Raw genomic sequence first — 22,657 nt, forward strand, 5'->3', positions numbered from 1 at the left:
CATAGTGTTTCGGTGGTCATAGCGTGAGGGAAACGCCCGGTTACATTCCGAACCCGGAAGCTAAGCCTCACAGCGCCGATGGTACTGCAGGGGGGACCCTGTGGGAGAGTAGGACGCCGCCGAACAAATTTTGAGAAAACCCCCGCACCTCAGGTGCGGGGGTTTTCTGCGTTCAGGGCCTTCTGGAGCCCCCAAGGGGACAAGGCCTATAAGAACGGCCGGAGGCGCCGGCTCCTCAGAGCCGGCCCGCCGCTTTCAGCGCCAGATAGGCATCCGCGAGCGCGGGCGCCAACTCCTCAGGGGTCGCGTCCACCACCGTCACGCCGTGCCGACGGAGCTGCTCCGCAGTACGCCGGCGTTCGCTCTGGGCCTGAGCCGCTGCCGCCGCTTCGTACACGGCCTCCGCGTCGCCCCGGGCCTGCGCCATACGCGCGATGTGGGGATCGGCCACCGAAGCGATCAGAACCGTGTGACGTCGAGTGAGCTGCGGAAGCACCGGAAGCAGGCCCTGTTCCACCGGCGCCGCGTCCAACGTCGTGAGGAGGACGATCAGGGAACGCCGGGGGGCGGTGCGCAGAGCGGTGGCGGTGAGGCCGCGGGCATCGGTCTCGACCAGTTCCGGTTCGAGCATCGCCATCGCGTTGACCAAGGAAGGCAGTACATCGCCGGCCGAACGCCCCTGGACCAGGGCTCGTACCCGGCGGTCGTAGGCGAGCAGGGCCACGCGGTCGCCGGCGCGCGAGGCGAGGGCCGCGAGCAGCAGGGCCGCGTCCAGGGAAGCGTCCAGGCGTGGGGCGTCGTCGACTCGGCCGGCCGAGGTGCGGCCGGTGTCCAGGACCAGCAGGATGTGCCGGTCGCGCTCGGGACGCCAGGTGCGGACGGCGACGGCGGACTGCCGGGCCGTGGCTCGCCAGTCGATCGTGCGAGTGTCGTCCCCGGGGACGTACTCGCGCAGACTGTCGAACTCCGTTCCCTCACCCCGCGTCAGCACGCTGGTGCGGCCGTCGAGTTCACGCAGCCGGGCCAGCTTCGACGGAAGATGCTTGCGGCTGGTGAACGGAGGCAGGACCCGTACAGTCCAGGGCACCCGGTGGGCGCTCTGCCGGGCGAACAGGCCGAGGGGGCCGTAGGACCGGATGGTCACGCGGTCGGCATGGTGGTCGCCACGGCGGGTGGGGCGCAGTCGGGTCGTGACGCGGCGCCGTTCGCCCGGGGGGACGGTCAGCTGGTGCCGGGCGGCCTCGGTCTCGGTGCCCGGCTGTCGGCTGCTCGGTGGCCAGGCGTCCCGGAGCCGGGCTCGCAGCCGGCGGCGGGACGGGTTCGTGATCGTGAGAGTGATGTCCGCGCTGTCCCCGAGCCGGACCGAGGTGTCACCGGATCGGGTCACCCGCAGACGGCGTACCGGCGCGGCCAGGGCGTAGTCGCAGGCGCAGGCCAGCGCCAGGGAGCCGTTGACCGCGAGGATGCCCGTCCATCCCGGTTCCAGGACGCCGACGGGCACCGAGCCGAGGGCCGCGAGGAGGGCGGCGCGTCCGGTGAGCGCCATCAGCGGGGGACCGGGACGTGGGCAAGGATGGCGTTGATGACCGAGTCGGGGGTCACGCCCTCCATCTCGGCCTCGGGGCGCAGTTGGACCCGGTGCCGGAGTGTGGGGAGGGCCAGGGCCTTCACGTCGTCAGGGATGACGTAGTCGCGGCCGGTCAGCCAGGCCCAGGCGCGCGAGGTGGCGAGCAGGGCGGTGGCGCCGCGCGGGGAGACACCCAGGGTGAGGGAGGGCGACTCGCGGGTGGCCCGGCAGATGTCCACGACGTAGGCGGTGATCTCGGGGGACACGGTCGTCTCGGCGACCGCTGCGCGTGCCGCCTCCAGGTCCGTGGGACCCGCGACCGGGCGTACGCCGGCGGCGCGCAGGTCGCGTGGGTCGAAGCCGGAGGCGTGCCGGGTGAGAACGTCGATCTCGTCCTGGCGGGAGGGGAGAGGGATCGTCAGCTTGAGGAGGAACCGGTCCAGTTGGGCCTCGGGAAGGGGGTAGGTGCCCTCGTACTCGACCGGGTTCTGGGTGGCGGCGACCAGGAACGGCTCGGGGAGCGGGCGCGGGGTGCCGTCGACCGTGACCTGGCGTTCCTCCATGGCCTCCAGGAGCGACGACTGCGTCTTGGGCGGGGTGCGGTTGATCTCGTCCGCGAGCAGGAGATTGGTGAAGACCGGTCCGGGCTGGAAGGAGAACTCGGCGGTGCGCGTGTCGTAGACGAGGGAGCCGGTGACGTCGCTCGGCATCAGGTCCGGGGTGAACTGCACGCGTTTGGTGTCGAGTTCGAGTGCGGATGCGAGCGTGCGGACGAGCAACGTTTTGGCGACCCCGGGGACTCCTTCTAGTAGTACGTGTCCGCGGCAGAGGAGGGCGACGACGAGGCCGGTCACGGCGGGGTCCTGGCCGACCACGGCTTTGGCGATCTCGGCGCGCAGGGCTTCCAGGGAGGTCCGGGCGGCACCCGGATCCCCGCTCTGCCCGGCGCTGTCAGTGGTCGGGTCCATCATGAACGGCGTACCTCTCTTTCGAGGGCGTCGAGTTGGTCGGTGAGTGCGAGGAGGGCCGCGTCGTCGCCGGGCGGCGGTCCGAAGAGAAGGGGGTGCAGGGCCTGTCCGTCGCCGGGGAGGTGGGCGGACAGGGCGGGTAGCAGGGTCTCGGGTGTGTGCGCCTGGGCGAGGGGGACGCCGACGAGGGGGGCGAGGCGGGTGCGGGTGGCGGTGCGAAGAGCGGCGGCCGCGCGGTCGCGGGCGTTGGCCTTGCGGTAGAGGCGGGCGCGGCCTTCGGTGGCCTCGGAGGCGCGGATCGCGACGGGGAGTTTCTCGGCCACGAGGGGGCCGAAGCGGCGGGCCCGCCAGAAGGCGGCGAGGGCCGCCGCGATGAAGAGCTGCAGGGTGGCCCAGAGCCATCCGGAGGGGAGCAGGTCGAAGAAGCTCTTCCGCTCGCTGGTTCCGGTGGCGGAGGCGTCCGAGAGCGAGGGGAGGTACCAGACCAGATGGGGGCGGGAGCCGAGGAGTTGAAGGGCGAGCGAGGCGTTGCCCTGCTCGTCGAGGCGGTCGTTGTAGAGGATGTCGGGCGCGCCGAGCACGACGGTGTCGCCGCCGCCGGAGGCCGCGGGGATGCGCAGCAGAGTGGCCAGGCGCTTGCTGGGGTAGCAGGAGTCGGCGTCGAGATGGGTGGTGGTGTAGCGGACGCCGCCGGTGTCGGCGGTGCCCGCGCGCCGGGCTTCGGGGAGGGTGCAGTCCGGGGCGAGCGTGGAGTCGCCGCTGGTGGCGGGGTCGGCGGTGACCCCGGGGGCGAGGCGTTCGACGGACCGGCTGCCGGCCGCGACCAGGACGGTGCGGCCGCCGGCTGCCGCGGTGGCCGCGTGCAGCTGGGACTGCTGACGGTGGGTCAGCAGGTCGGGCACGGCGACCAGCAGAGTGGTTTCCCGGCCGGCGGCGGCGCGGGCCGCGCCGAGTGTGGTGACCACCCGTGTGGAGACGCCCCGTTCGGCGAGGAGTTCGGCGACGGCGCGGCTGCCGTAGGGGTCGGCGGAGCGCGGGTCCAGTTCGCCGTGCCGGGTGGTGGAGCGGACGGCGGCGATGGCGACGGCCGCCACCAGGATCAGTACGACGGCGAGCGCGATGCCCCGCGTCCGGGTCCACACCTGGCGGCCGGTGGGCGCGGTGGAGGTGCTCGTCGGCGTGGCCACGGTGGTCACTCGGCTGCCCCCTGGCGGGTGCTCCGGGCCGTGCCGGCTGTGCTGTGGGCGAGGGTCGGCCTGGTGCGTTCCAGGTCGCGGTCGAGCTCGGCGAGACGGTGGTACGACTGCTCGCCGGCTCTGCGGCCGCCGTATGTGACGTCGTCGAACTCGCGGGCCGCGGCGCGCAGCCGGTCCGTGTGCGCGGGGAGGACGCGGCCGGCTTCGGCCGCTGCTTCGTCGGCGGTGCGGCCGGGGCGTGCGTCGAGCAGGGCGCGTTCCTCCAGGGAGCGGACGATGGCGCGCATGCGCTCCTGGACGGCCTGGTTCCAGTGGCCCTGGGCCGCGTGCGCCTCGCTGGCCGCGCGGTGCTCGGCGGCGCTGCGGGGCCGTTCGTCGAACAGGACGGCGGCGGAGGTGGCCCGGCGGCGGGGGGTGCCGAGGCGCCACCAGAGGGCGGCCAGGACGGCGACGGCGAAGAGGATCACGACGATCAGGCCCACCGCGCCGCCGGGGGTGGCCGAGGCGGCCGTGCCGAAGAGCCGGCCGAGCCAGTCCCAGAACGCGTCGAGCGCGCGCTGGAACCAGCCGGGGTCGTTCTCGTGGTACATCCGCTTGGACAGCTCGCGCCGGGCCGCCTCCCGGGCGGGTTCGCGCGGGATGGTCACCGGCGGCTCGTCACCCGAGCCGCCGGCGGTCAGGACGGCCCGCTGCGTCGCGCCCGACAGCCGTCGTACGACCGTGGCGGCGGCGCCCGATGGGGCGGGCGCCGTGAGAACTCCCCCCGTGAGGCTCACCGCATCAGCTCCCGGTGACGGGACCGGAGGCGCCGGTGCCGTAGCCCTGGACACCGGCGGCGCGGGCCAGTTCGAGGTCGAGGGCCTCGCGGCGGATGCGCTGGTCGATGTAGAGGAGCACGGTGACGCCGGCGCTGATCGGAAGGGTCAGCGTGGTGCCGATCACGGAGCCGATGCCCCGGATGATCAGGAACGTCCAGCCGACGTTGCCGCTGTTGGCGGAGAGGAAGTCGGCCACGCCGTCACCGCTCACGGCGGCGCCGACGAGGGCGAAGGGGATGGCGATGACCGCCGAGACGATGCTCGTGATGAGCGCGGCGAGCAGCTGGATGCCGAAGATGCGCCACCAGGAGCCGCGCACCAGCTTGGCGGAGCGGCTCAGGGACTTGCCGATGCTCTGCCGTTCCAGCATCAGGGCGGGCGCGGCCAGGTAGTAGCGGACGCCCAGCCACACCGCGACGATGGTGCCGCCGAGGATGCCCAGGGCGAACAGCGCTGCTCCGCCGGCGTCGCTGCCGCCGCTGATCATGACCAGGAGGCCGGGCAGGGCCCCCGCGACGATCACGCCGATGACGATCAGGCCGAGGAGGAGGAGCAGGCCGCACAGCTTGGGCAGCTGTGGGCGGGATTCACGCCAGGCTTCGCCGGTGGTGACCGGCCTGCCGAGCACGGCGCGGCTGGTGATGGTCGTGATCAGGGCCGTCGTGACGATGATGGCGGCCGCGGAGATCACCGTGACGAGCCCGGTGCCGATCATGGTGTCGCGCAGCGCGCGGAACGCCTCGTCGGGTGTGGCGGTCCGGCTGTCGAGAGAGGTGCGGGAGAGGGCGTCGTCGAGGACGAAGCCCTGCAGGAGGACCAGGCTGATCTCGGTGAGCAGGGCGACCGCCAGCGAGATGCCGAGGACCGAGCGCCAGTAGGTGCGCATGGTGGAGACGGCGCCGTCGAGGATTTCGCCGACGCCGAGCGGGCGCAGGGGGATGACACCGGGTTTGGCGGCCGGTGGGGGGCCGCCCCAGCCGCCGCCCCAGGCCGGGTATCCGCCGGGGCCCGGGGGCGGGCCGCCGTATCCGCCGGGGCCCGGGCCGCCGGGGTGCTGACCGCCCCAGCCCGGGCCTGGCGGCGGGGGTGGAGGCGGCTGGTGGGGGCTGGGGGCACCGGTGGGCGCCGGCCACTGGCCGGGTGGAGGCTGCTCCTTGGACCATTTCACGCCGGGGCCCTGCGCGTCCTCGCCCGGCTGGGGCGTGGGCTCGGTGGGGCCGGGGCGGTCGGCGGGCTCGGCGGGGCCGGACGCACCGGGTTCCCGCCCCTCGGACGACGGGGAGGATCCGGGCGAGGCCCAGCCCGGAGTGTCTGTCATCGAAGCTCCTTCTCGGTGCCCGTCCGCGGTCGCGGCGGCAGTTTGGCAGCCATCGTGCCATGGGCTGATCACCACGGGACCGGCGACGGGGGAGGCCGGACGCCTTCAATTGTCCGCCGGATCCGGGGCAGACTGACGGCATGGCTGATCAGCAGGCGCGAACCGGCGGGGACAGGCGGCCGACCGAGATACCGGTGATCCGTTGGGAGGAACCACCAGAAGGTCCCGTAGTGGTCCTTCTTGATCAGACGAGGCTCCCGTCCGAAGAGGTCGAGTTGGTGTGCACGGACGCGCCGGCGCTGGTGGAGGCGATCCGTTCGCTCGCCGTGCGCGGGGCGCCGCTGCTCGGGATCGCGGGGGCGTACGGCGTCGCGCTCGCCGCCGCGCGCGGCTTCGACGTGGTGGAGGCGGCGCGGGCCCTCGAAGGGGCCCGGCCTACCGCGGTGAACCTGGCCGTCGGGGTACGCAGGGCCGAGTCCGCGTACCGGGCGGAGCTGGCCGGGACCGGCGAGCCGACGGCCGCGGCCGTGGCGGCGCTGGCTGCCGCGCGGGCACTGCACCAGGAGGACGCCGAGGCCAGCACCCGGATGGCGGCCCATGGCGTGGCCCTGCTGGACGAGCTGCTGCCCGGCGGCGGGCACCGGATCCTGACCCACTGCAACAGCGGATCGCTGGTCTCGGGCGGGGAGGGCACGGCCTTCGCGGTGGCCCTCGCCGCGCACCGGGCGGGACGGCTGCGGCGGCTGTGGGTGGACGAGACGCGTCCGCTGCTCCAGGGCGCTCGCCTCACGGCGTACGAAGCGGCCCGCACCGGCATGGCGTACACCCTGCTGACCGACAACGCGGCGGGCTCGCTGTTCGCGTCGGGTGACGTGGACGCGGTGCTGATCGGGGCGGACCGGATCGCGGCGGACGGTTCGGTGGCGAACAAGGTGGGGAGCTATCCGCTCGCCGTGCTCGCCCGGTACCACCATGTGCCGTTCATCGTGGTGGCGCCGGTGACGACGGTCGACCCGGAGACCCCCGACGGGGCGTCCATCGAGGTCGAGCAGCGCCCCGGCTTCGAGGTGACCGAGATCCTGGCACCCCAGGTGCCGGTGACGGGGGCCGGCGGCGGGATTCCGGTCGCGCCGCTGGGGACCCAGGCGTACAACCCGGCGTTCGACGTGACGCCGCCCGAGCTGGTGACGGCCATCGTCACCGAGGAGGGAGCCGTCTCGCCCGTGACGGCGGAGGCCCTCGCGGAGCTGTGTGCCAGGTCGCGCCGGGCGACGATCGGCTGAGGGGCGCTGCCGGGCCGGGCCGGCGGATACGGTCCCTCGCCTATGGTGATGTGTAGGGGAGGGACCGCCGGGGCCACTGTGGCTGAAGGGCCACTGTGGCCGGCTTCGGGGCGGGCGTGCCCCAGCCACCGGTCGCGGAGCGGGCGGACGGCTGAAGGCGCTCCGGGGGCCGGCTCGGCGGCGCCGGCGTCCGTCCATGAACCGACGCCGGCCGACAGGGGCAGACAGTGACGGCCCCATACGACTATCGTCACCGGCCAGTGACCTCCCTCACCAGGGCGCCTGTCGCTGTTATGAGAATGGGATGATGTCGTTTATGAAGGGACGAGTCCTTGTCGTCGACGACGACACCGCACTGGCCGAGATGCTCGGCATCGTGCTGCGTGGTGAAGGTTTTGAGCCGTCTTTCGTAGCCGACGGCGACAAGGCGCTGGCCGCGTTCCGTGAGAGCAAGCCCGATCTGGTGCTGCTGGACCTGATGCTGCCCGGACGGGACGGCATCGAGGTGTGCCGGCTGATCCGGGCGGAGTCCGGTGTGCCGATCGTCATGCTCACCGCCAAGAGCGACACCGTCGATGTCGTGGTGGGCCTGGAGTCGGGCGCCGACGACTACATCGTCAAGCCGTTCAAGCCGAAGGAGCTGGTGGCCCGGATCAGGGCGCGGCTCAGGAGGTCGGAGGAGCCGGCGCCGGAGCAGCTCACCATAGGTGACCTGGTCATCGATGTCGCCGGGCACTCGGTGAAGCGGGACGGGCAGTCGATCGCGCTGACCCCGCTGGAGTTCGACCTGCTGGTCGCTCTCGCCCGTAAGCCGTGGCAGGTGTTCACGCGTGAGGTGCTGCTGGAGCAGGTGTGGGGCTACCGCCACGCCGCCGACACCCGTCTGGTGAACGTGCATGTACAGCGGCTGCGCTCCAAGGTCGAGAAGGACCCGGAGCGGCCGGAGATCGTGGTGACCGTCCGTGGTGTCGGTTACAAGGCCGGACCGAGCTGAGATGTCCGGGGACAGTGCCGCTTCGGCTTCCGGCGGGCCCGGGACCCGGCCGGGGCGGCCTGTCGGCCGGGCGACGGCGGGTGCGCGGCTCAGAAGACTGTTCGAGGGCGGGTTGCTGCAGGGCGGTGTCCAGGGCAGCTCGGTCCTCCGCCTGTTCCTGCGCTGGGTGCGCCGGCCGCTGCTGCCGGTGATGCGGCTGTGGCGGCGCAACATCCAGCTCAGGGTCGTCGCCACCACCCTGCTGATGTCGCTGGGTGTCGTACTGCTGCTGGGCTTCGTCGTGATCGGGCAGGTGCGCAACGGCCTGCTGGACGCGAAGGTGAAGGCGTCGCAGAGCCAGGCCACGGGCGGGTTCGCTGTGGCCAAGCAGAAGGCCGACGAGGCGGCGTCCGGGACCGGCGCGGGCGGCGGGGCCGCCACCGGCGACGGCACGGCGACCGCGGACGGGCGGCAGTCGCAGAACGTCATCCAGTGGATGAGTGACCTCGTGGAGTCGCTGTCCAGCGGTGGCGCGGGCGCCTTCGACGTGGTGACGCTGCCCGTGGGCGACGACAGCGGCGGCGGGCGCAGCCCGCGCGGCTCCGGGAACGTCAACCCGACCTCCAGCGTGCCCGCCGCTCTGCGCGAGCGGGTCAACAGCGGGACGACGGCCGTACAGAGCAACACGCGGATCGTCTACTCCGGCGGCAAGGAATCGCAGCCGGGTCTGGTCATCGGCAAGCAGGTCAACGATCCCAACGGCCGCCCGTACGAGCTGTACTACCTCTTCCCGCTGACGCAGGAGGAGAAGTCCCTGAGCCTGGTCAAGGGCACCCTCGCCACCGCCGGGCTGTTCGTCGTCGTGCTGCTCGGCGCCATCGCCTGGCTGGTGGTGCGGCAGGTCGTCACGCCGGTGCGGATGGCGGCCGGGATCGCGGAGCGGCTGTCCGCCGGGCGGCTGCAGGAGCGGATGAAGGTCACCGGCGAGGACGACATCGCGCGTCTGGGCGAGGCCTTCAACAAGATGGCGCAGAACCTGCAGGTCAAGATCCAGCAGATGGAGGACCTGTCGCGGATGCAGCGGCGGTTCGTCTCCGACGTCTCGCACGAGCTGCGCACCCCGCTGACCACCGTCCGGATGGCCGCGGACGTCATCCACGAGGCGCGCGAGGACTTCGACCCGGTGACCGCGCGGTCGGCCGAGCTGCTCGCCGACCAGCTGGACCGGTTCGAGTCGCTGCTCGCGGACCTGCTGGAGATCAGCCGTTTCGACGCCGGTGCCGCGGCGCTGGAGGCCGAGCCGATAGACCTCAGGGAGGTCGTCCGCCGGGTGGTGAGCGGCGCCGAGCCGCTCGCCGAGCGCAAGGGCACGCACATACGCGTGATCGGCGACCAGCAGCCCGTCGTCGCCGAGGCGGACGCCCGGCGCGTGGAGCGTGTACTGCGCAACCTCGTCGTCAACGCCGTCGAGCACGGCGAGGGCAAGGACGTCGTCGTCAAGCTCGCCGCCGCCGGCGGGGCCGTGGCCGTCGCGGTGCGCGACTACGGCGTCGGCCTCAAGCCCGGTGAGGCGACCCGGGTCTTCAGCCGTTTCTGGCGGGCGGACCCGGCACGCGCGCGTACCACCGGTGGTACGGGCCTCGGGCTGTCGATCGCCCTGGAGGACGCGCGGTTGCACGGCGGCTGGCTGCAGGCCTGGGGAGAGCCGGGCGGCGGCTCCCAGTTCCGGCTGACGCTGCCCAGGACCGCCGACGAGCCGCTGCGAGGCTCGCCGATACCGCTGGAGCCCAAGGACTCGCGCCGCAACCGAGGCCTCGACGACGCGGGGCTGCCGCGCGAGACCGAGGAGAAGCGGGCGACCGTTCCGGTGCAGCAGCCCGGCGCCCAGGCGTCCGCGCTGCCGCCGCGGGCGTCGATCGCGCCGCGGCTGTCGCCCGCGACCCCCGCCGCCGACCCGGCCGCCCTGCCGGGCAACGGCAACGGCGCGCGCGTGGTGCCCCGGCCCCCCGGTGGCGGCGCACGGCGCCCGGGCGACGGGCCGGCCGAACGTCCGGCGCCCGACACGCAGCAGGGCCGGCCGGACGTAGCCGCGCCGGAGGATTCGACCGAGCCAGGGGAGGCATTTCGTGGTCGCTGACCGCGAGGGGGGCGCACGGCGGCGGCCGGCGCGCGCGGTGGCGTACGCCGCCTTGGGTGTCGTACTGCTGGCCGGGTGCGCCTCCATGCCCGACAGGGGGGACCTGCGGGATGTGGAGTCCACGCCGCGGCAGGACACCGGTGTCCGGGTGTTCGCCATGCCACCGGCCGACGGCGCGGGGCCCGGCGAGATCATGCAGGGTTTCCTTGAGGCGCTGACCAGCGACGATCCCGGGTACGACACGGCTCGCAAGTACCTGACGGCCGACGCGGCCCGCAGCTGGCGGCCGGAGCGGTCGACCACCGTCCTCGCGAACGGGCCGAGCATCGAGACCGACTGCGGTCCGGGCGCCCGGGAGGAGACCAACAGCGTCACCTGCGTGCTGGCCGGCAGCCGGGTCGCCACGGTCGACGCGCAGCAGGCCTACCAGCCCGCCGACGGCTCCTACCGCGAGAAGCTGCATCTCACGAAGGACGCCAAGAGCGGGCAGTGGCGCATCGACGGACTGCCCGACGGCGTCGTCATGGGCAACTCGGACTTCCAGCGCAACTACACGTCGGTCGACAAGTACTACTTCGCCTCCAACACGGCGGTCGGCGCGAGCGGGCAGCCGGTGGCGGTCGCCGACCCGGTGTTCGTGCGCAGCAAGGTGGACGCGATGACCCAGATGGTCCGCTCGCTGCTGAAGGGGCCCACCGCCTGGCTCGGGCCGGTGGTCAGGTCCAGCTTCCCGACCGGTACGGCGCTGCAGAAGGGCGTAACCGGGCTGGCGCCGGACGACCAGAACAAACTGACCGTGCCGCTGAACCTCAGGGCGTCCCGGGTCGCGTCGGGCAAGTGCACCGAGATGGCGACGCAGGTGCTGTTCACCCTGCGGAACCTTGCGCCGACGCTGGAGTCCGTCGAACTGCAGGGGACCGGCGGTGACCGGCTGTGCGAGCTGACCGACGAACGCGCCGAGTCCGCGGCCTGGCACGGGGCGTCGAAGCACCCCGAGTACGTGTACTTCATCGACGGCAAGCACCGGGTGGTACGGATGCCGACCGCGAGCACCGGTTCGGACTCCGGCTCCGGCTCGGGCACCGGCTCCGCTCCGGTGCCGGGTCCGATGGGCGAGGGCGGCAAGAGGCTGCAGTCGGTGGCGGTGTCGCGGGACGAGCACAACGCGGCCGGGGTCGCGGACGAGGGCAGGTCGCTGTACGTGACCTCGCTGGCGTCTGGTGGTTCCTTCGACGAGGCGCTGGTGAGCAGCGCCGGCGCGACCCCCGCCGACCGGCTGACCACTCCGAGCTGGGACGCCCGCGGCGACCTGTGGGTGGCCGACCGTGACCCGCACCGGACCCGTCTGTTCGTCCTGGAGCAGGGCGTCGGCAAACCGGAGCAGGTCGCCGTCCCGGACCTGTCCGGCCAGATCAAGGACGTGCGCGTGGCCGCCGACGGGGCGCGGATCGCGCTGGTCGTGGAGAAGGACGGCAAGCAGTCCCTGTTCATCGGCCGGATCCAGCGCGACGACGGGACCGGGCAGGGCATCTCGGTGGACGGGCTCCGCTCGGCGACCCCGGACCTGGAGAAGGTCAGCGCCATCTCCTGGGCCGGGGACAGCAGGCTGCTCGTCGTCGGGCAGGAACAGGGGGGAGTGCAGCAGATGCGGTACGTCCAGGTCGACGGGTCCACGCTCGACGGCCCGGCACCGGGCGCGCTCACCAGCGTCAAGGCCGTCGCCGCGTCCGAGGACGAGCGGGTCCCCCTGGTGGCCTACTCGGAGGACGGGATCGTACGACTGCCGTCCGGGGCGCAGTGGCAGAAGGTCGACAAGGACGGGTCGGCGCCGGTCTATCCGGGCTGACGGGCTGAGGGCCGTGGGCTGGGGGCAGGCGGGCCCCTGCCTCCCCGGCGGGGGTGCGCTCACGCCGGTGCTCCGCTGCACGCCCGTGCGCGACATGCCCCGCCCCGGGGCTCCCCGGGGACTTGTCCACAGGGCGTTGTCCACAGGGGTGGCCGGTCCGCGGTGACGTTGGCACAGTGGTGGTCATGCGGGGGTGGTGGCAGGACCTCACCGACCTGGTGCTGCCGGCCGACTGCGCGGGCTGCGGAGCACCTCGTACGGCGCTCTGCCCGCGGTGCCGGGCCATGCTGGACGGGGGCGTGGCGCGGCGGGCGCGACCGGTGCCGGAGCCGGCCGGGCTGCCGGTGGTGCACGCCGTGGCTCCGTACGCGGCGGAGGTGCGCGCGCTGCTGCTCGCGCACAAGGAGCGGGGTGCGCTGGCACTCGCGGGTGTGCTGGGCACGGCACTGGCGACGGCCGTGCGGGCGGGCCTCGGCGTAGGCGACGGTGCCGGTCCTGCTCTTGCTGCCGGTGCCGGTGCCGGTGCCGGTGCCCGTCCCGGGGCGGCCGGGGGGTCGTGGCCCGGGGCCGTGCTGCTGGTTCCCGTGCCCTCCGCCCGGTGGGCCGTGCGGGCGCGTGGGCACGACCCCGTACGGCGGATGGCGCTCGCGGCGGCCGGGGAGCTGCGGCGCACCGGCACGCCGGCCCGGGTGGCGGCCGTGCTGCGGCAGCGGCGGCCCGTGGCGGACCAGGCGGGGCTGGACGCGCGGCGGCGCCTGGAGAACCTCGCCGGGGCGCTGGAGGTGGCCGCGGGAGGCAGCCGGCTGCTCGGCACGGGCCGCGTCGTGCTCGTGGACGACCTCATGACGACGGGCGCCAGTCTCGCCGAGGCGGCACGGGCCCTGCGGGAAGCGGCCGTATCACGTCGTGATGGCGGAACGGTCGTGTATCGGGCGATAACCCGGGAAGGTAGGGAGGAACGACGGATCGGTGTACGGCCGGAGGGGAGGGAGTGGGTGCATCGTGCACGGGAAAAGAGGGCGGTGAACGCCCCTCGGCGGAGGCTCCATGCCGCCGTGATCGCCGCTCCTGGCGATTCTTTCGAAATAAACAGGAACTGACTATCAACTTGCGTCGTTGCAGGTAGTGAGAGGGGTAATTCACCTGAACGGAGGTACGCCGTAGTAGAGGGTGACGACATCCGTCCGGGCGAGATATGTTCGGTTGTGAGGAAAGGCGCAGGCCACACCTCGCTTATCCGAATGCCGCGCTGCGGGTTTTCCGCAATCACCCGCGCCGGTGGGGTGGAGCTCTCGCCCATGGGGGAGGAGGAGGTGGAAGTCACCGAGTCCGAGGTCCGGTGCTCACCGGACCTGGTGCGAAAGGGAGATGCTCCGCCGTTGGAGCGGAGCGATCCGGGAACGGAGTTCTGCGTGGACATCGTCGTCAAAGGCCGCAAGACCGAGGTGCCCGAGCGGTTCCGCAAGCACGTGGCCGAGAAGCTGAAGCTGGAGAAGATCCAGAGGCTCGATGCCAAGGTGATCAGCCTCGACGTCGAGGTGTCCAAGGAGCCGAACCCCCGACAGGCCGACCGCTGTGACCGAGTGGAGATCACGCTCCGCTCCCGCGGTCCGGTGATCCGGGCGGAGGCAGCGGCCAGCGACCCGTACGCGGCACTCGACCTGGCGGCGGAGAAGCTGGATGCCCGGCTGCGCAAGCAGCACGACAAGCGCTTCTCGCGGCGCGGCGCGCGCCGGATCCCGGCGGCGGAGGTCGCCGACCACGTCCCGGGCGCGGCGACGCTCAACGGCAACGGCCTCCCCGTCCACGAGGAGGAGGGGGACGGCGTGCCGACCAAGAAGATCGGCCCGCTGGAGGTCAAGGGCGAAGGCCCCCTCATCGTCCGCGAGAAGACCCACGTCGCCGCTCCGATGAGCCTCGACCAGGCCCTCTACGAGATGGAACTGGTCGGCCACGACTTCTACCTGTTCGTCGACTCCGAGACGAAGGAACCGAGCGTCGTCTACCGGCGACACGCCTACGACTACGGCGTGATCCACCTCAGCACGGACCCGATGGTCGCCCAGGGTGAGACCCCGGCGGCGGGTGGCACGCTGGGCGGCTGACCCGCCCGGCCGAAGCTGAGCCTGTGCCCCTGGAGCGCGTGTGCGCCCCCAGGGGCACCGGTGTGCGACCACTTCGCGCCCCGCACGTCACCCCGGTGTCGCCCGGGCATGGAATCATGGCCGCACCGGCCCAACCGGTGGGCCGCTGCCTTGGGTTGGCGATGGCACAGGACCACAGGCCACAGCCTTCAGGGGGAGGAACGATGGCGGACACCTTCGGACCGATGCGGGACGGGGGCGCCGGTGACGATGTCATCGGTACGGGCCCGGACCCGGGCTCTCCACGTAAGGAGCCGATCAGGGTCCTGGTCGTGGACGACCACGCCCTCTTCCGGCGCGGCCTGGAGATCGTGCTCGCGGCCGAGGAGGACATCCAGGTGGTCGGCGAGGCGGGCGACGGTGCCGAGGCCGTCGACAAGGCCGCCGACCTGCTGCCCGACATCGTGCTGATGGACGTCCGCATGCCCAAGCGCGGCGGGATCGAGGCCTGCACCTCCATCAAGGAGGTCGCCCCCAGCGCCAAGATCATCATGCTGACGATCAGCGACGAGGAGGCCGACCTCTACGACGCCATCAAGGCGGGCGCGACCGGGTATCTCCTCAAGGAGATCTCGACCGACGAGGTGGCCACCGCCATTCGCGCGGTGGCCGACGGGCAGTCGCAGATCAGCCCGTCGATGGCGTCCAAACTCCTCACCGAGTTCAAGTCGATGATCCAGCGCACTGACGAACGCCGGCTGGTGCCCGCGCCCCGGCTGACCGACCGGGAACTGGAAGTCCTCAAACTCGTCGCCACGGGCATGAACAACCGGGACATCGCCAAGGAACTGTTCATCTCCGAGAACACGGTGAAGAACCACGTCCGCAACATCCTGGAGAAGCTGCAGCTGCACTCCCGGATGGAGGCGGTGGTCTACGCGATGCGCGAGAAGATCCTGGAGATCCGCTAGCGCCTCACCCCCTAGCCGAGGAGACGGGCGAGTTCCCTGGTGAGGGGCTCGCGCAGCTCGGGGGTGTCCGCGCGCTCCACACGGACGTCCGTGCAGTCCACCCAGGTCGCCGCCTCGACCAGGGCCTGGGCGACCGCCGGGACCGCCTTCGGGCCGTCCAGCGTGACCTGCTTGGCCACCAGCGTCCGGCCTTCGCGCGCCGGGTCGACCCGCCCGACCAGCCGGCCGCCGGCGAGCACCGGCATCGCGAAGTAGCCGTGGATCCGCTTGGGCTTGGGCACGTACGCCTCCAGCCGGTGGGTGAAGCCGAAGATCCGCTCCGTGCGCGCCCGCTCCCAGATCAGGGAGTCGAACGGCGACAGCAGTGTGGTGCGGTGCCGGCCGCGCGGCGGCGTCGCCAGGGCGGCCGGGTCGGCCCAGGCCGGCTTGGACCAGCCCTCGACCTCGACCGGCACCAGGCCCGAGTCCGCGATCACCGCGGCGACCTGCTCGCCCTTGAGCCGGTGGTAGTCGGCGATGTCCGCGCGGGTGCCGACGCCGAGGGACTCGCCCGCCAGCCGGACCAGCCGGCGCAGACACTCGGTGTCGTCCAGCTCGTCATGCAGCAGAGCGCCCGGCACGGCGCGCTCGGCGAGGTCGTACACCCGCTTCCAGCCGCGCCGCTCCACGCACACCACCTCGCCGTACATCAGCGCCCGTTCCACGGCGACCTTGGTGCCCGACCAGTCCCACCATTCACTGGTCTTCTTGGCGCCGCCCAGCTCCGTGGCGGTCAGCGGGCCCTCCGCGCGCAGCTGCTTGACGACCTGGTCGTAGGCGCCGTCGGGCAGTTCGTGGTTCCAGTGCGGGCGGTTGCGGTAGGCGCGGCGGCGGAACGCGAAGTGCGGCCACTCCTCGATGGGCAGGATGCAGGCCGCGTGCGACCAGTACTCGAAGGCGTGTGTGTCCGTCCAGTACGCGGCCTCCACGGTCTTGCGGCCGACCGCTCCCAGCCTGGCGTACGGCACGAGTTCGTGGGAGCGGGCGAGGACCGAGATCGTGTCGAGCTGGACCGCGCCGAGGTGGCGCAGCACCCCTCGGACACCCGTGCGCCGGTCGGGGGCGCCGAGCAGGCCCTGGGCCCGCAGGACGATCCGGCGGGCGTCGTCCGCGGTGAGGGTGGTGGTGGGGCGCGGAAGGGTCGTCATGCGTCGGACGATAGAGGGTGCCACTGACAGCCCGCGACGAGCTGCGCGTTCACCGGGAACGAGCGGGGCGGGGCAGCGGCGGACGAGCCGGGCGGGGCACCGGAGACGGGGCACGGACGCGCCTCGCCGGACCGGCCGGTAAGGCCCTCGGGACGCCCGTGGCGCGGCCGGTCCCGGTCCCCCGTCGCTCAGGCACGCGCGGGCAGGTACGGGGCGGTGGACGGCAGTCCCAGATCCGAGGGGAGCAGGGAGCCGACCCAGCAGTCGCGGCGCACCCCTTTGTTGTTGATGCCGGAACGCAGGGTGCCCTCGACGGCGAAGCCCGCGCGTTCGGCCACCGCGCGGGAGGCGTGGTTGCCGACCTCGGCCCGCCATTCGACACGGTCGACACCGACCTCGGTGAAGATCCACCGGCAGGCGGCGAGCGTGGCCTCCACGATGTACCCGTGGCCGCGGTGCTCCACGGCCGCCCAGAAGCCGACCTCGGCCGTGCCCAGCGAGCGCATCGTGAGGGCGAGCATGCCGGCCAGCTTCCCGCCGGTGAGGAACACGCCGAAGGTGAACATCGACCCCTGCGACCATCCCCCGGGGACGATCTGCTCCGTGAAGCCGGTCGCGTGCTCGGGCAGATAGGGCGAGGGGACCGTCGTCCAGCGCTGGATGTCGGGGTCCTGCACGGCCTCGTACACCGCGTCGGTGTCGCCGGGGCCGACCGGGCGCAGCAGAAGACGGTCCGTGGTGAGCGTGACGGGTTCCATCGCCCGATTCTGCGCGGGACGACCCTCCTGAACCACGGGTTTTCGCGATGCGTGAGCGGGTGATCACATTTCGCTCAATTCCTCGCGCCGATGCGGCACTATCGGGATTCCCCGCCCGTTGTCCAGGGTGAAGCAGCCGCCGGGCCGCCAGGGCCTCCCGGCGTGGCCTGGTCCTCGCATACGATGGCCGTTGCTCAGTACGTCATGGAAAACCGACCGTCCCAGGCCCGACCGGCAAGGAGACCAGCCCCCGTGTCCGTCCTCTCGAAGATCATGCGTGCAGGCGAAGGCAAGATCCTGCGCAAGCTGCACCGCATCGCGGACCAGGTCAACTCCATCGAAGAGGACTTCGTCGACCTCTCCGACGCCGAGCTGCGGGCCCTCACCGATGAGTACAAGCAGCGGTACGCCGACGGTGAGAGCCTGGACGATCTGCTCCCCGAGGCGTTCGCCACCGTGCGCGAGGCCGCCAAGCGCGTCCTCGGCCAGCGCCACTACGACGTGCAGCTGATGGGCGGCGCCGCGCTCCACCTCGGCTATGTGGCCGAGATGAAGACCGGTGAGGGCAAGACCCTCGTCGGCACCCTGCCCGCGTACCTGAACGCGCTGTCCGGCGACGGCGTTCACATCGTCACGGTCAACGACTACCTGGCCGAGCGCGACTCCGAGATGATGGGCCGCGTCCACAAGTTCCTGGGCCTCGAGGTCGGCGTCATCCTCGCCAGCATGACCCCGGCCCAGCGCCGCGAGCAGTACGCGTGTGACATCACCTACGGCACGAACAACGAGTTCGGCTTCGACTACCTGCGCGACAACATGGCGTGGTCGAAGGACGAGCTGGTGCAGCGCGGCCACAACTTCGCGATCGTCGACGAGGTCGACTCCATCCTGGTCGACGAGGCCCGGACGCCGCTGATCATCTCCGGCCCGGCCGACCAGGCCACCAAGTGGTACGGCGACTTCTCCAAGCTGGTCACCCGTCTGAAGAGGGGTGAGGCGGGCAACCCGCTCAAGGGCCTCGAGGAGACCGGCGACTACGACGTCGACGAGAAGAAGCGCACGGTCGCCATCCACGAGAACGGTGTCGCCAAGGTCGAGGACTGGCTGGGCATCGACAACCTCTACGAGTCGGTGAACACCCCGCTCGTCGGCTACCTGAACAACGCGATCAAGGCCAAGGAGCTGTTCAAGCGCGACAAGGACTACGTCGTCATCGACGGCGAGGTCATGATCGTCGACGAGCACACCGGCCGTATCCTCGCCGGCCGCCGTTACAACGAGGGCATGCACCAGGCGATCGAGGCGAAGGAAGGGGTGGACATCAAGGACGAGAACCAGACACTCGCCACGATCACCCTGCAGAACTTCTTCCGCCTCTACAACAAGCTCTCCGGCATGACCGGTACGGCGATGACCGAGGCCGCCGAGTTCCACCAGATCTACAAGCTCGGCGTGGTCCCGATCCCGACGAACAAGCCGATGATCCGCAAGGACCAGTCGGACCTGATCTACCGCACCGAGGTGGCCAAGTTCGAGGCGGTCGTCGACGACATCGCCGAGAAGCACGAGAAGGGCCAGCCGATCCTCGTCGGCACGACGTCCGTCGAGAAGTCGGAGTACCTCTCGCAGCAGCTCAGCAAGCGCGGCATCCAGCACGAGGTGCTGAACGCCAAGCACCACGAGCGCGAGGCGTCGATCGTCGCGCAGGCCGGCCGCAAGGGCGCCGTGACCGTGGCCACCAACATGGCCGGCCGTGGTACCGACATCAAGCTCGGCGGCAACCCCGAGGACCTCGCCGAGGCGGAGCTGCGCCAGCGCGGTCTCGACCCCGAGGAGCACATCGAGGAGTGGGCCGCGGCCCTGCCCGCCGCCCTGGAGAAGGCCGAGCGCGCCGTCAAGGCGGAGAAGGACGAGGTCGAGGACCTCGGCGGTCTGTACGTGCTGGGCACCGAGCGGCACGAGTCGCGGCGGATCGACAACCAGCTGCGCGGCCGTTCGGGCCGTCAGGGAGACCCGGGTGAGTCCCGGTTCTACCTCTCCCTCGGCGACGACCTGATGCGGCTGTTCAAGGCGCAGATGGTCGAGCGCGTGATGTCCATGGCCAACGTGCCGGACGACGTGCCGATCGAGAACAAGATGGTCACCCGCGCCATCGCGTCCGCGCAGTCGCAGGTCGAGACGCAGAACTTCGAGACCCGTAAGAACGTTCTGAAGTACGACGAGGTGCTCAACCGGCAGCGCGAGGTCATCTACGGCGAGCGCCGCCGCGTCCTGGAGGGCGAGGATCTGCAGGAGCAGGTGCGGCACTTCACGGACGACACGATCGACGCGTACGTCCACGCCGAGACCTCCGAGGGCTTCCCCGAGGACTGGGACCTGGACCGGCTGTGGGGCGCCTTCAAGCAGCTCTACCCGGTGAAGGTCACCATCGAGGAGCTGGAGGAGGCGGCCGGCGACCGGGCCGGTCTGACCGCCGAGTTCATCTCGGAGTCCATCAAGGAGGACATCCGCGAGCAGTACGAGGCCCGCGAGGCGCAGCTCGGCTCCGAGATCATGCGTGAGCTGGAGCGCCGGGTCGTGCTGTCGGTCCTGGACCGCAAGTGGCGCGAGCACCTCTATGAGATGGACTACCTCCAGGAGGGCATCGGCCTGCGCGCGATGGCGCAGAAGGACCCGCTGGTCGAGTACCAGCGCGAGGGCTTCGACATGTTCACCGCGATGATGGACGGCATCAAGGAGGAGTCCGTCGGCTACCTGTTCAACCTGGAGGTCCAGGTCGAGCAGCAGGTCGAGGAGGTGCCGGTCGAGGAGGTCGAGCCGGTCGGCGAGGGTGTGCAGGACACGGTGCCGGCGCAGGCGGGCGCGCGTCCGGAGATCCGCGCGAAGGGGCTGGACGTTCCGCAGCGCCGGGATCTGCACTTCTCCGCGCCGACGGTGGACGGTGAGGGTGGCATCGTCGAGCGGGATCTGGAGGACGACGAGCCGGTGCGGTCCGAGTCCGACGGGCTGACGCGGGCGGAGCGGCGCAAGCAGGCCAAGGGTGGTCGGCGCCGCAAGAAGTAGGCACCAGAGCCAGTGCGAACAGGGCCGGGTCTCCCTTCGGGGAGCCCGGCCCTTCCGCGTTGCCCTCCGGGCCCCCCTTCCGCGTTGCCCTCCGGCCCCCTTGCGGGCCCCGGGCGGCGCCTGTGTCGGTGCCGGAGCCGGTGCTGGGTGTGGGTGGGATCGCTTGCCCGCGCCTGCGGGGTGCCGCTGCGCCCACCCGTGCCGCCCCAGCGGCCCGGCTGCCCGCAGCTACGGCGCGTGTGCGGCCCGCCCGCTGCGGCCACGGTGCGCCCGCACCCCCACCAGGTCGGTCGGCGGTGTCGTTATTTTGGGCCCGTTTCCACCGCTGTGCAGCGCCAGCGGAGGTCCTTGCCGAGTTCCAGGCGGAAGGCCATGGCGCGTAGCCGGTCTCCGGCGGCGATGCGGGCGAAGACCTCCAGGGTTCCCTCGCTGGGGACGTAGTAGCCGATGTCGTGGACGACCGGGCGGGTGCCGCGGGTCCGCAGGGGGCTGTGCTCGGCCAGGCGGGCCAGCTCGTCATAGGCGCGGCCCGCCGTGTGCCGGAGCATCCAGTGGACGGGCCGCTGGCCGCTCAGGACGGCCAGCAGACGGTCCGCGAAGACGTCGGTCGGCCGGGGCTGCCGTACGGCCGTCACCGGCGCCGTACGGGGCGCCTCGGGAGCCGGACGGGGCGTCTCCGGGGGCGTTCCGGGTTTCCCGGCGGGCGTCGTGGCGGCCGGCCTGCTGGGTGTGCGGGGTGGTGCGCCGCCCGGGCGGCGGGTGTCGCGACGGGTCGGCGGGCGGTGCCGCGGGCGGGGCCGGGCGGCGGTGCGGCTCATGACCTTGTTCATGGGAGTCCCCGTTCGGCGGGCCCGGAAAAATACCGGGCGGTAACCAACTGGTGGGGATCTTGTACGGGGCGCGGAAGGGGCTCGCAAGGAAGGGACGGCGGGCAGGAGGGGGTCCGGAATGTTCACCTATCCGAGCGGTGCGGAAGCCCCGGCCCCCGTGGGCAAGCGGCGGGGCAGGGTGAATCTCAGGCTCGGAGTTGACGCTTCCGCGGGCCCGGCCGGGGACCCGAAAGGGGACGGCCGCACGTATCCTGACAAGGCCCTCCGGAGACGCGCCAGCCGCTCTCCCCGGGGCCCCAGCGGAGTCTTTGACCAGGAAAGAGCGGCCAGCATGCGCGTCTACGTCCCCCTGACCCTCCCCGCTCTCGCCGAGGCGCACAAGACGGGTGAGCTGGGGAGCGGCCCGTTCGTCGCGTACGCCGTCACGCCCGCCCTGCGTGAGTGGTACGTCTCCGAGGACGTCGAGGAGCTGGAGTACGCGGCGCTCGGCCGGGCCGCGCTGGCCTCGCTGCGACTGCTGACGGCGGACCCGGGAGCGGTGCGGCGGCGGGTCGTGGTCGCCGTGGACGTGCCCGAGGGCGCCGCGACCGTCGGCCCGGACCGCGGGTCCGAAGCGGCCGCCCTCGGCGAGGTGACGGTGTCGGTGTCGGTGCCGCTCGCGAAGGCGGCCTCCGTGCACGTCGACGCCGGGGACGCGGAGCCGGACGTGGCCGCGGCGGCGGACGCGCTGGCGGCGGCGGACGGCGGGGACGACGACGCGCAATCCGTCGTGGACGGGGCGGACGACCACGAGCTGCTGTGGTTCGCCACGCAGGAGATCCCCCACCTGGTCGGACAGGGCTGACCCGGGCGGCGCCCTGGTTGTCAGTGGGGGCGGGTACGGTCTTGGACATGGGGATGCACGGAAGGGCGCACATCGTCTGGGACTGGAACGGCACGCTGTTCCACGACAATGACGCCATCATCGGGGCGACGAACGCGGCGTTCGCCGAGCTGGGGCTCGCGCCGATCACGCTGGAGCAGTACCGCACGCTGTACTGCGTGCCGGTGCCGAAGTTCTACGAGCGGCTGCTCGGCCGGTTGCCGACCGACGCCGAGTGGGAGCTGATGGACGGGGTCTTCCACCGGCACTACACCGAGCACCGGGTGCGATGCCGGCTCACCGAGGGGGCGGAGGAGCTGCTCGCGGGGTGGCGGTCGGCGGGACACAGCCAGTCGCTGCTGAGCATGTACGGGCACGAGGAACTGGTGCCGCTGGTCCGGGGCTTCGGCATCGAGGCCCACTTCATACGCGTCGACGGGCGGACCGGGCCGTCGGGCGGCAGCAAGGCCGAGCACATGGTCCGGCACCTGGAGGCACTGGCGGGGCTGGTGGAACCGGCGCGGACCGTGGTGATCGGGGACGCGGCGGACGACGCGCTCGCCGCCCGGCACGTGGGGGCGCGGGCCGTGCTGTACACCGGGGGATCGCACAGCCGGGCCAGCCTCCAGGACGCGGGGGTGCCGGTGGTGGACACGCTGGCCGAGGCAGTGGCGGAGGCCGGGAGGGTGGCGGCGTAGCGGACCCGCCCGGCACAGCTCCGCCCGGGCACCGGGAACCGCAGGACGGGCACCGGGAACCGCGGGACCCGGCTATGACGAACCCGCCCCCGGGGACG

General features: G+C 72.2%; 18 protein-coding genes and 1 rRNA gene. 11 read left to right on the top strand and 8 right to left on the bottom strand.

Annotated elements, in window-relative coordinates; translation table 11 throughout:
* Positions 1–8 precede the first annotated feature (8 nt).
* Positions 9–125: ribosomal RNA gene (gene rrf / locus FHS34_RS00005) — 5S ribosomal RNA — on the top strand.
* A 110-nt stretch (positions 126–235) separates the two neighbouring features.
* On the opposite strand, the gene FHS34_RS00010 is transcribed toward rrf, so the two are convergent.
* From FHS34_RS00010 to FHS34_RS00030, 5 genes are read right to left on the bottom strand one after another with little or no spacing between them, the layout of a single operon-like run.
* On the bottom strand, positions 236–1,546 hold the full coding sequence (locus FHS34_RS00010) for a DUF58 domain-containing protein (RefSeq protein ID WP_184958094.1): 1,311 nt from the start codon (positions 1,544–1,546) through the stop codon (positions 236–238).
* Complete coding sequence (locus FHS34_RS00015) at positions 1,546–2,535, bottom strand: AAA family ATPase (RefSeq protein WP_184961229.1); 990 nt, start codon at positions 2,533–2,535, stop codon at positions 1,546–1,548. The genes FHS34_RS00010 and FHS34_RS00015 overlap by 1 nt, the downstream gene beginning before the upstream one ends.
* Positions 2,535–3,731: a DUF4350 domain-containing protein gene (locus FHS34_RS00020; RefSeq protein ID WP_184958096.1), complete on the bottom strand. Its 1,197-nt coding sequence runs from the start codon at positions 3,729–3,731 to the stop codon at positions 2,535–2,537. Before FHS34_RS00020 ends, FHS34_RS00015 begins: the two co-directional genes overlap by 1 nt.
* Complete coding sequence (locus FHS34_RS00025; RefSeq protein WP_372478646.1) at positions 3,728–4,507, bottom strand: DUF4129 domain-containing protein; 780 nt, start codon at positions 4,505–4,507, stop codon at positions 3,728–3,730. The genes FHS34_RS00020 and FHS34_RS00025 overlap by 4 nt, the downstream gene beginning before the upstream one ends.
* Positions 4,508–4,511: 4 nt before the next feature.
* Complete coding sequence (locus tag FHS34_RS00030) at positions 4,512–5,867, bottom strand: glycerophosphoryl diester phosphodiesterase membrane domain-containing protein (protein WP_184958098.1); 1,356 nt, start codon at positions 5,865–5,867, stop codon at positions 4,512–4,514.
* A 140-nt stretch (positions 5,868–6,007) separates the two neighbouring features.
* Here FHS34_RS00030 and mtnA point away from each other — a divergent pair, with 140 nt between their 5' ends.
* The 7 genes from mtnA to FHS34_RS00065 all read left to right on the top strand — a co-directional run bounded on the left by mtnA (position 6,008) and on the right by FHS34_RS00065 (position 15,161).
* Positions 6,008–7,150: an S-methyl-5-thioribose-1-phosphate isomerase gene (gene mtnA / locus FHS34_RS00035; RefSeq protein ID WP_184958108.1), complete on the top strand. Its 1,143-nt coding sequence runs from the start codon at positions 6,008–6,010 to the stop codon at positions 7,148–7,150.
* 304 nt (positions 7,151–7,454) lie between these two features.
* A complete protein-coding gene (gene mtrA / locus FHS34_RS00040) occupies positions 7,455–8,144 on the top strand; it encodes a two-component system response regulator MtrA (protein ID WP_187279108.1) in 690 nt (229 codons plus the stop codon).
* 1 nt (position 8,145) lies between these two features.
* Positions 8,146–10,260 carry an MtrAB system histidine kinase MtrB gene (gene mtrB, locus FHS34_RS00045; RefSeq protein WP_184958110.1) on the top strand — a complete coding sequence of 705 codons (2,115 nt, stop codon included), beginning with the start codon at positions 8,146–8,148 and terminating at the stop codon, positions 10,258–10,260.
* Positions 10,250–12,106 (top strand): LpqB family beta-propeller domain-containing protein, encoded by a 1,857-nt coding sequence (locus FHS34_RS00050; RefSeq protein ID WP_184958113.1) that lies wholly within the window; start codon positions 10,250–10,252, stop codon positions 12,104–12,106. The genes mtrB and FHS34_RS00050 overlap by 11 nt, the downstream gene beginning before the upstream one ends.
* A gap of 185 nt (positions 12,107–12,291) precedes the next feature.
* Entirely contained in the window at positions 12,292–13,206 is a 915-nt protein-coding gene (locus tag FHS34_RS00055) for a ComF family protein (protein ID WP_184958117.1), read from the top strand.
* 312 nt (positions 13,207–13,518) lie between these two features.
* Positions 13,519–14,211, top strand: a complete 693-nt coding sequence (gene hpf / locus FHS34_RS00060; protein ID WP_225817870.1) for a ribosome hibernation-promoting factor, HPF/YfiA family — start codon at positions 13,519–13,521, stop codon at positions 14,209–14,211.
* 203 nt (positions 14,212–14,414) lie between these two features.
* Positions 14,415–15,161 (top strand): response regulator, encoded by a 747-nt coding sequence (locus FHS34_RS00065; protein WP_184958121.1) that lies wholly within the window; start codon positions 14,415–14,417, stop codon positions 15,159–15,161.
* A gap of 11 nt (positions 15,162–15,172) precedes the next feature.
* On the opposite strand, the gene FHS34_RS00070 is transcribed toward FHS34_RS00065, so the two are convergent.
* Positions 15,173–16,348: a winged helix-turn-helix domain-containing protein gene (locus FHS34_RS00070; RefSeq protein ID WP_184958133.1), complete on the bottom strand. Its 1,176-nt coding sequence runs from the start codon at positions 16,346–16,348 to the stop codon at positions 15,173–15,175.
* Between the two features lie 188 nt (positions 16,349–16,536).
* A complete protein-coding gene (locus FHS34_RS00075) occupies positions 16,537–17,106 on the bottom strand; it encodes a GNAT family N-acetyltransferase (protein ID WP_184958135.1) in 570 nt (189 codons plus the stop codon).
* A gap of 252 nt (positions 17,107–17,358) precedes the next feature.
* On the opposite strand from FHS34_RS00075, the gene secA reads away from it, so the two are divergent.
* Positions 17,359–20,169 (top strand): preprotein translocase subunit SecA, encoded by a 2,811-nt coding sequence (gene secA / locus FHS34_RS00080; RefSeq protein WP_184958143.1) that lies wholly within the window; start codon positions 17,359–17,361, stop codon positions 20,167–20,169.
* A gap of 302 nt (positions 20,170–20,471) precedes the next feature.
* Here the strand turns inward: secA and FHS34_RS00085 are convergent, their stop codons facing one another.
* Positions 20,472–20,999, bottom strand: a complete 528-nt coding sequence (locus tag FHS34_RS00085; protein WP_184958145.1) for an Rv3235 family protein — start codon at positions 20,997–20,999, stop codon at positions 20,472–20,474.
* A 331-nt stretch (positions 21,000–21,330) separates the two neighbouring features.
* Here FHS34_RS00085 and FHS34_RS00090 point away from each other — a divergent pair, with 331 nt between their 5' ends.
* A complete protein-coding gene (locus FHS34_RS00090; protein ID WP_184958147.1) occupies positions 21,331–21,843 on the top strand; it encodes a DUF6912 family protein in 513 nt (170 codons plus the stop codon).
* Between the two features lie 47 nt (positions 21,844–21,890).
* Positions 21,891–22,559 carry an HAD family hydrolase gene (locus FHS34_RS00095; RefSeq protein ID WP_184958149.1) on the top strand — a complete coding sequence of 223 codons (669 nt, stop codon included), beginning with the start codon at positions 21,891–21,893 and terminating at the stop codon, positions 22,557–22,559.
* Positions 22,560–22,657 lie beyond the last annotated feature (98 nt).

It is taken from the genome of Streptomyces echinatus, assembly GCF_014203595.1.
Taxonomy (GTDB): Bacteria; Actinomycetota; Actinomycetes; order Streptomycetales; family Streptomycetaceae; genus Streptomyces; species Streptomyces echinatus.

Coding starts and splice junctions, on each gene's coding strand:
- FHS34_RS00010 (WP_184958094.1), bottom strand. CDS start 1,546: ATGGCGCTCACCGGACGCGCCGCCCTCCTCGCGGCCCTCGGCTCGGTG.
- FHS34_RS00015 (WP_184961229.1), bottom strand. CDS start 2,535: ATGGACCCGACCACTGACAGCGCCGGGCAGAGCGGGGATCCGGGTGCC.
- FHS34_RS00030 (WP_184958098.1), bottom strand. CDS start 5,867: ATGACAGACACTCCGGGCTGGGCCTCGCCCGGATCCTCCCCGTCGTCC.
- mtnA (WP_184958108.1), top strand. CDS start 6,008: ATGGCTGATCAGCAGGCGCGAACCGGCGGGGACAGGCGGCCGACCGAG.
- mtrA (WP_187279108.1), top strand. CDS start 7,455: ATGATGTCGTTTATGAAGGGACGAGTCCTTGTCGTCGACGACGACACC.
- mtrB (WP_184958110.1), top strand. CDS start 8,146: ATGTCCGGGGACAGTGCCGCTTCGGCTTCCGGCGGGCCCGGGACCCGG.
- FHS34_RS00055 (WP_184958117.1), top strand. CDS start 12,292: ATGCGGGGGTGGTGGCAGGACCTCACCGACCTGGTGCTGCCGGCCGAC.
- FHS34_RS00065 (WP_184958121.1), top strand. CDS start 14,415: ATGGCGGACACCTTCGGACCGATGCGGGACGGGGGCGCCGGTGACGAT.
- FHS34_RS00070 (WP_184958133.1), bottom strand. CDS start 16,348: ATGACGACCCTTCCGCGCCCCACCACCACCCTCACCGCGGACGACGCC.
- FHS34_RS00075 (WP_184958135.1), bottom strand. CDS start 17,106: ATGGAACCCGTCACGCTCACCACGGACCGTCTTCTGCTGCGCCCGGTC.
- FHS34_RS00085 (WP_184958145.1), bottom strand. CDS start 20,999: ATGAACAAGGTCATGAGCCGCACCGCCGCCCGGCCCCGCCCGCGGCAC.
- FHS34_RS00090 (WP_184958147.1), top strand. CDS start 21,331: ATGCGCGTCTACGTCCCCCTGACCCTCCCCGCTCTCGCCGAGGCGCAC.
- FHS34_RS00095 (WP_184958149.1), top strand. CDS start 21,891: ATGGGGATGCACGGAAGGGCGCACATCGTCTGGGACTGGAACGGCACG.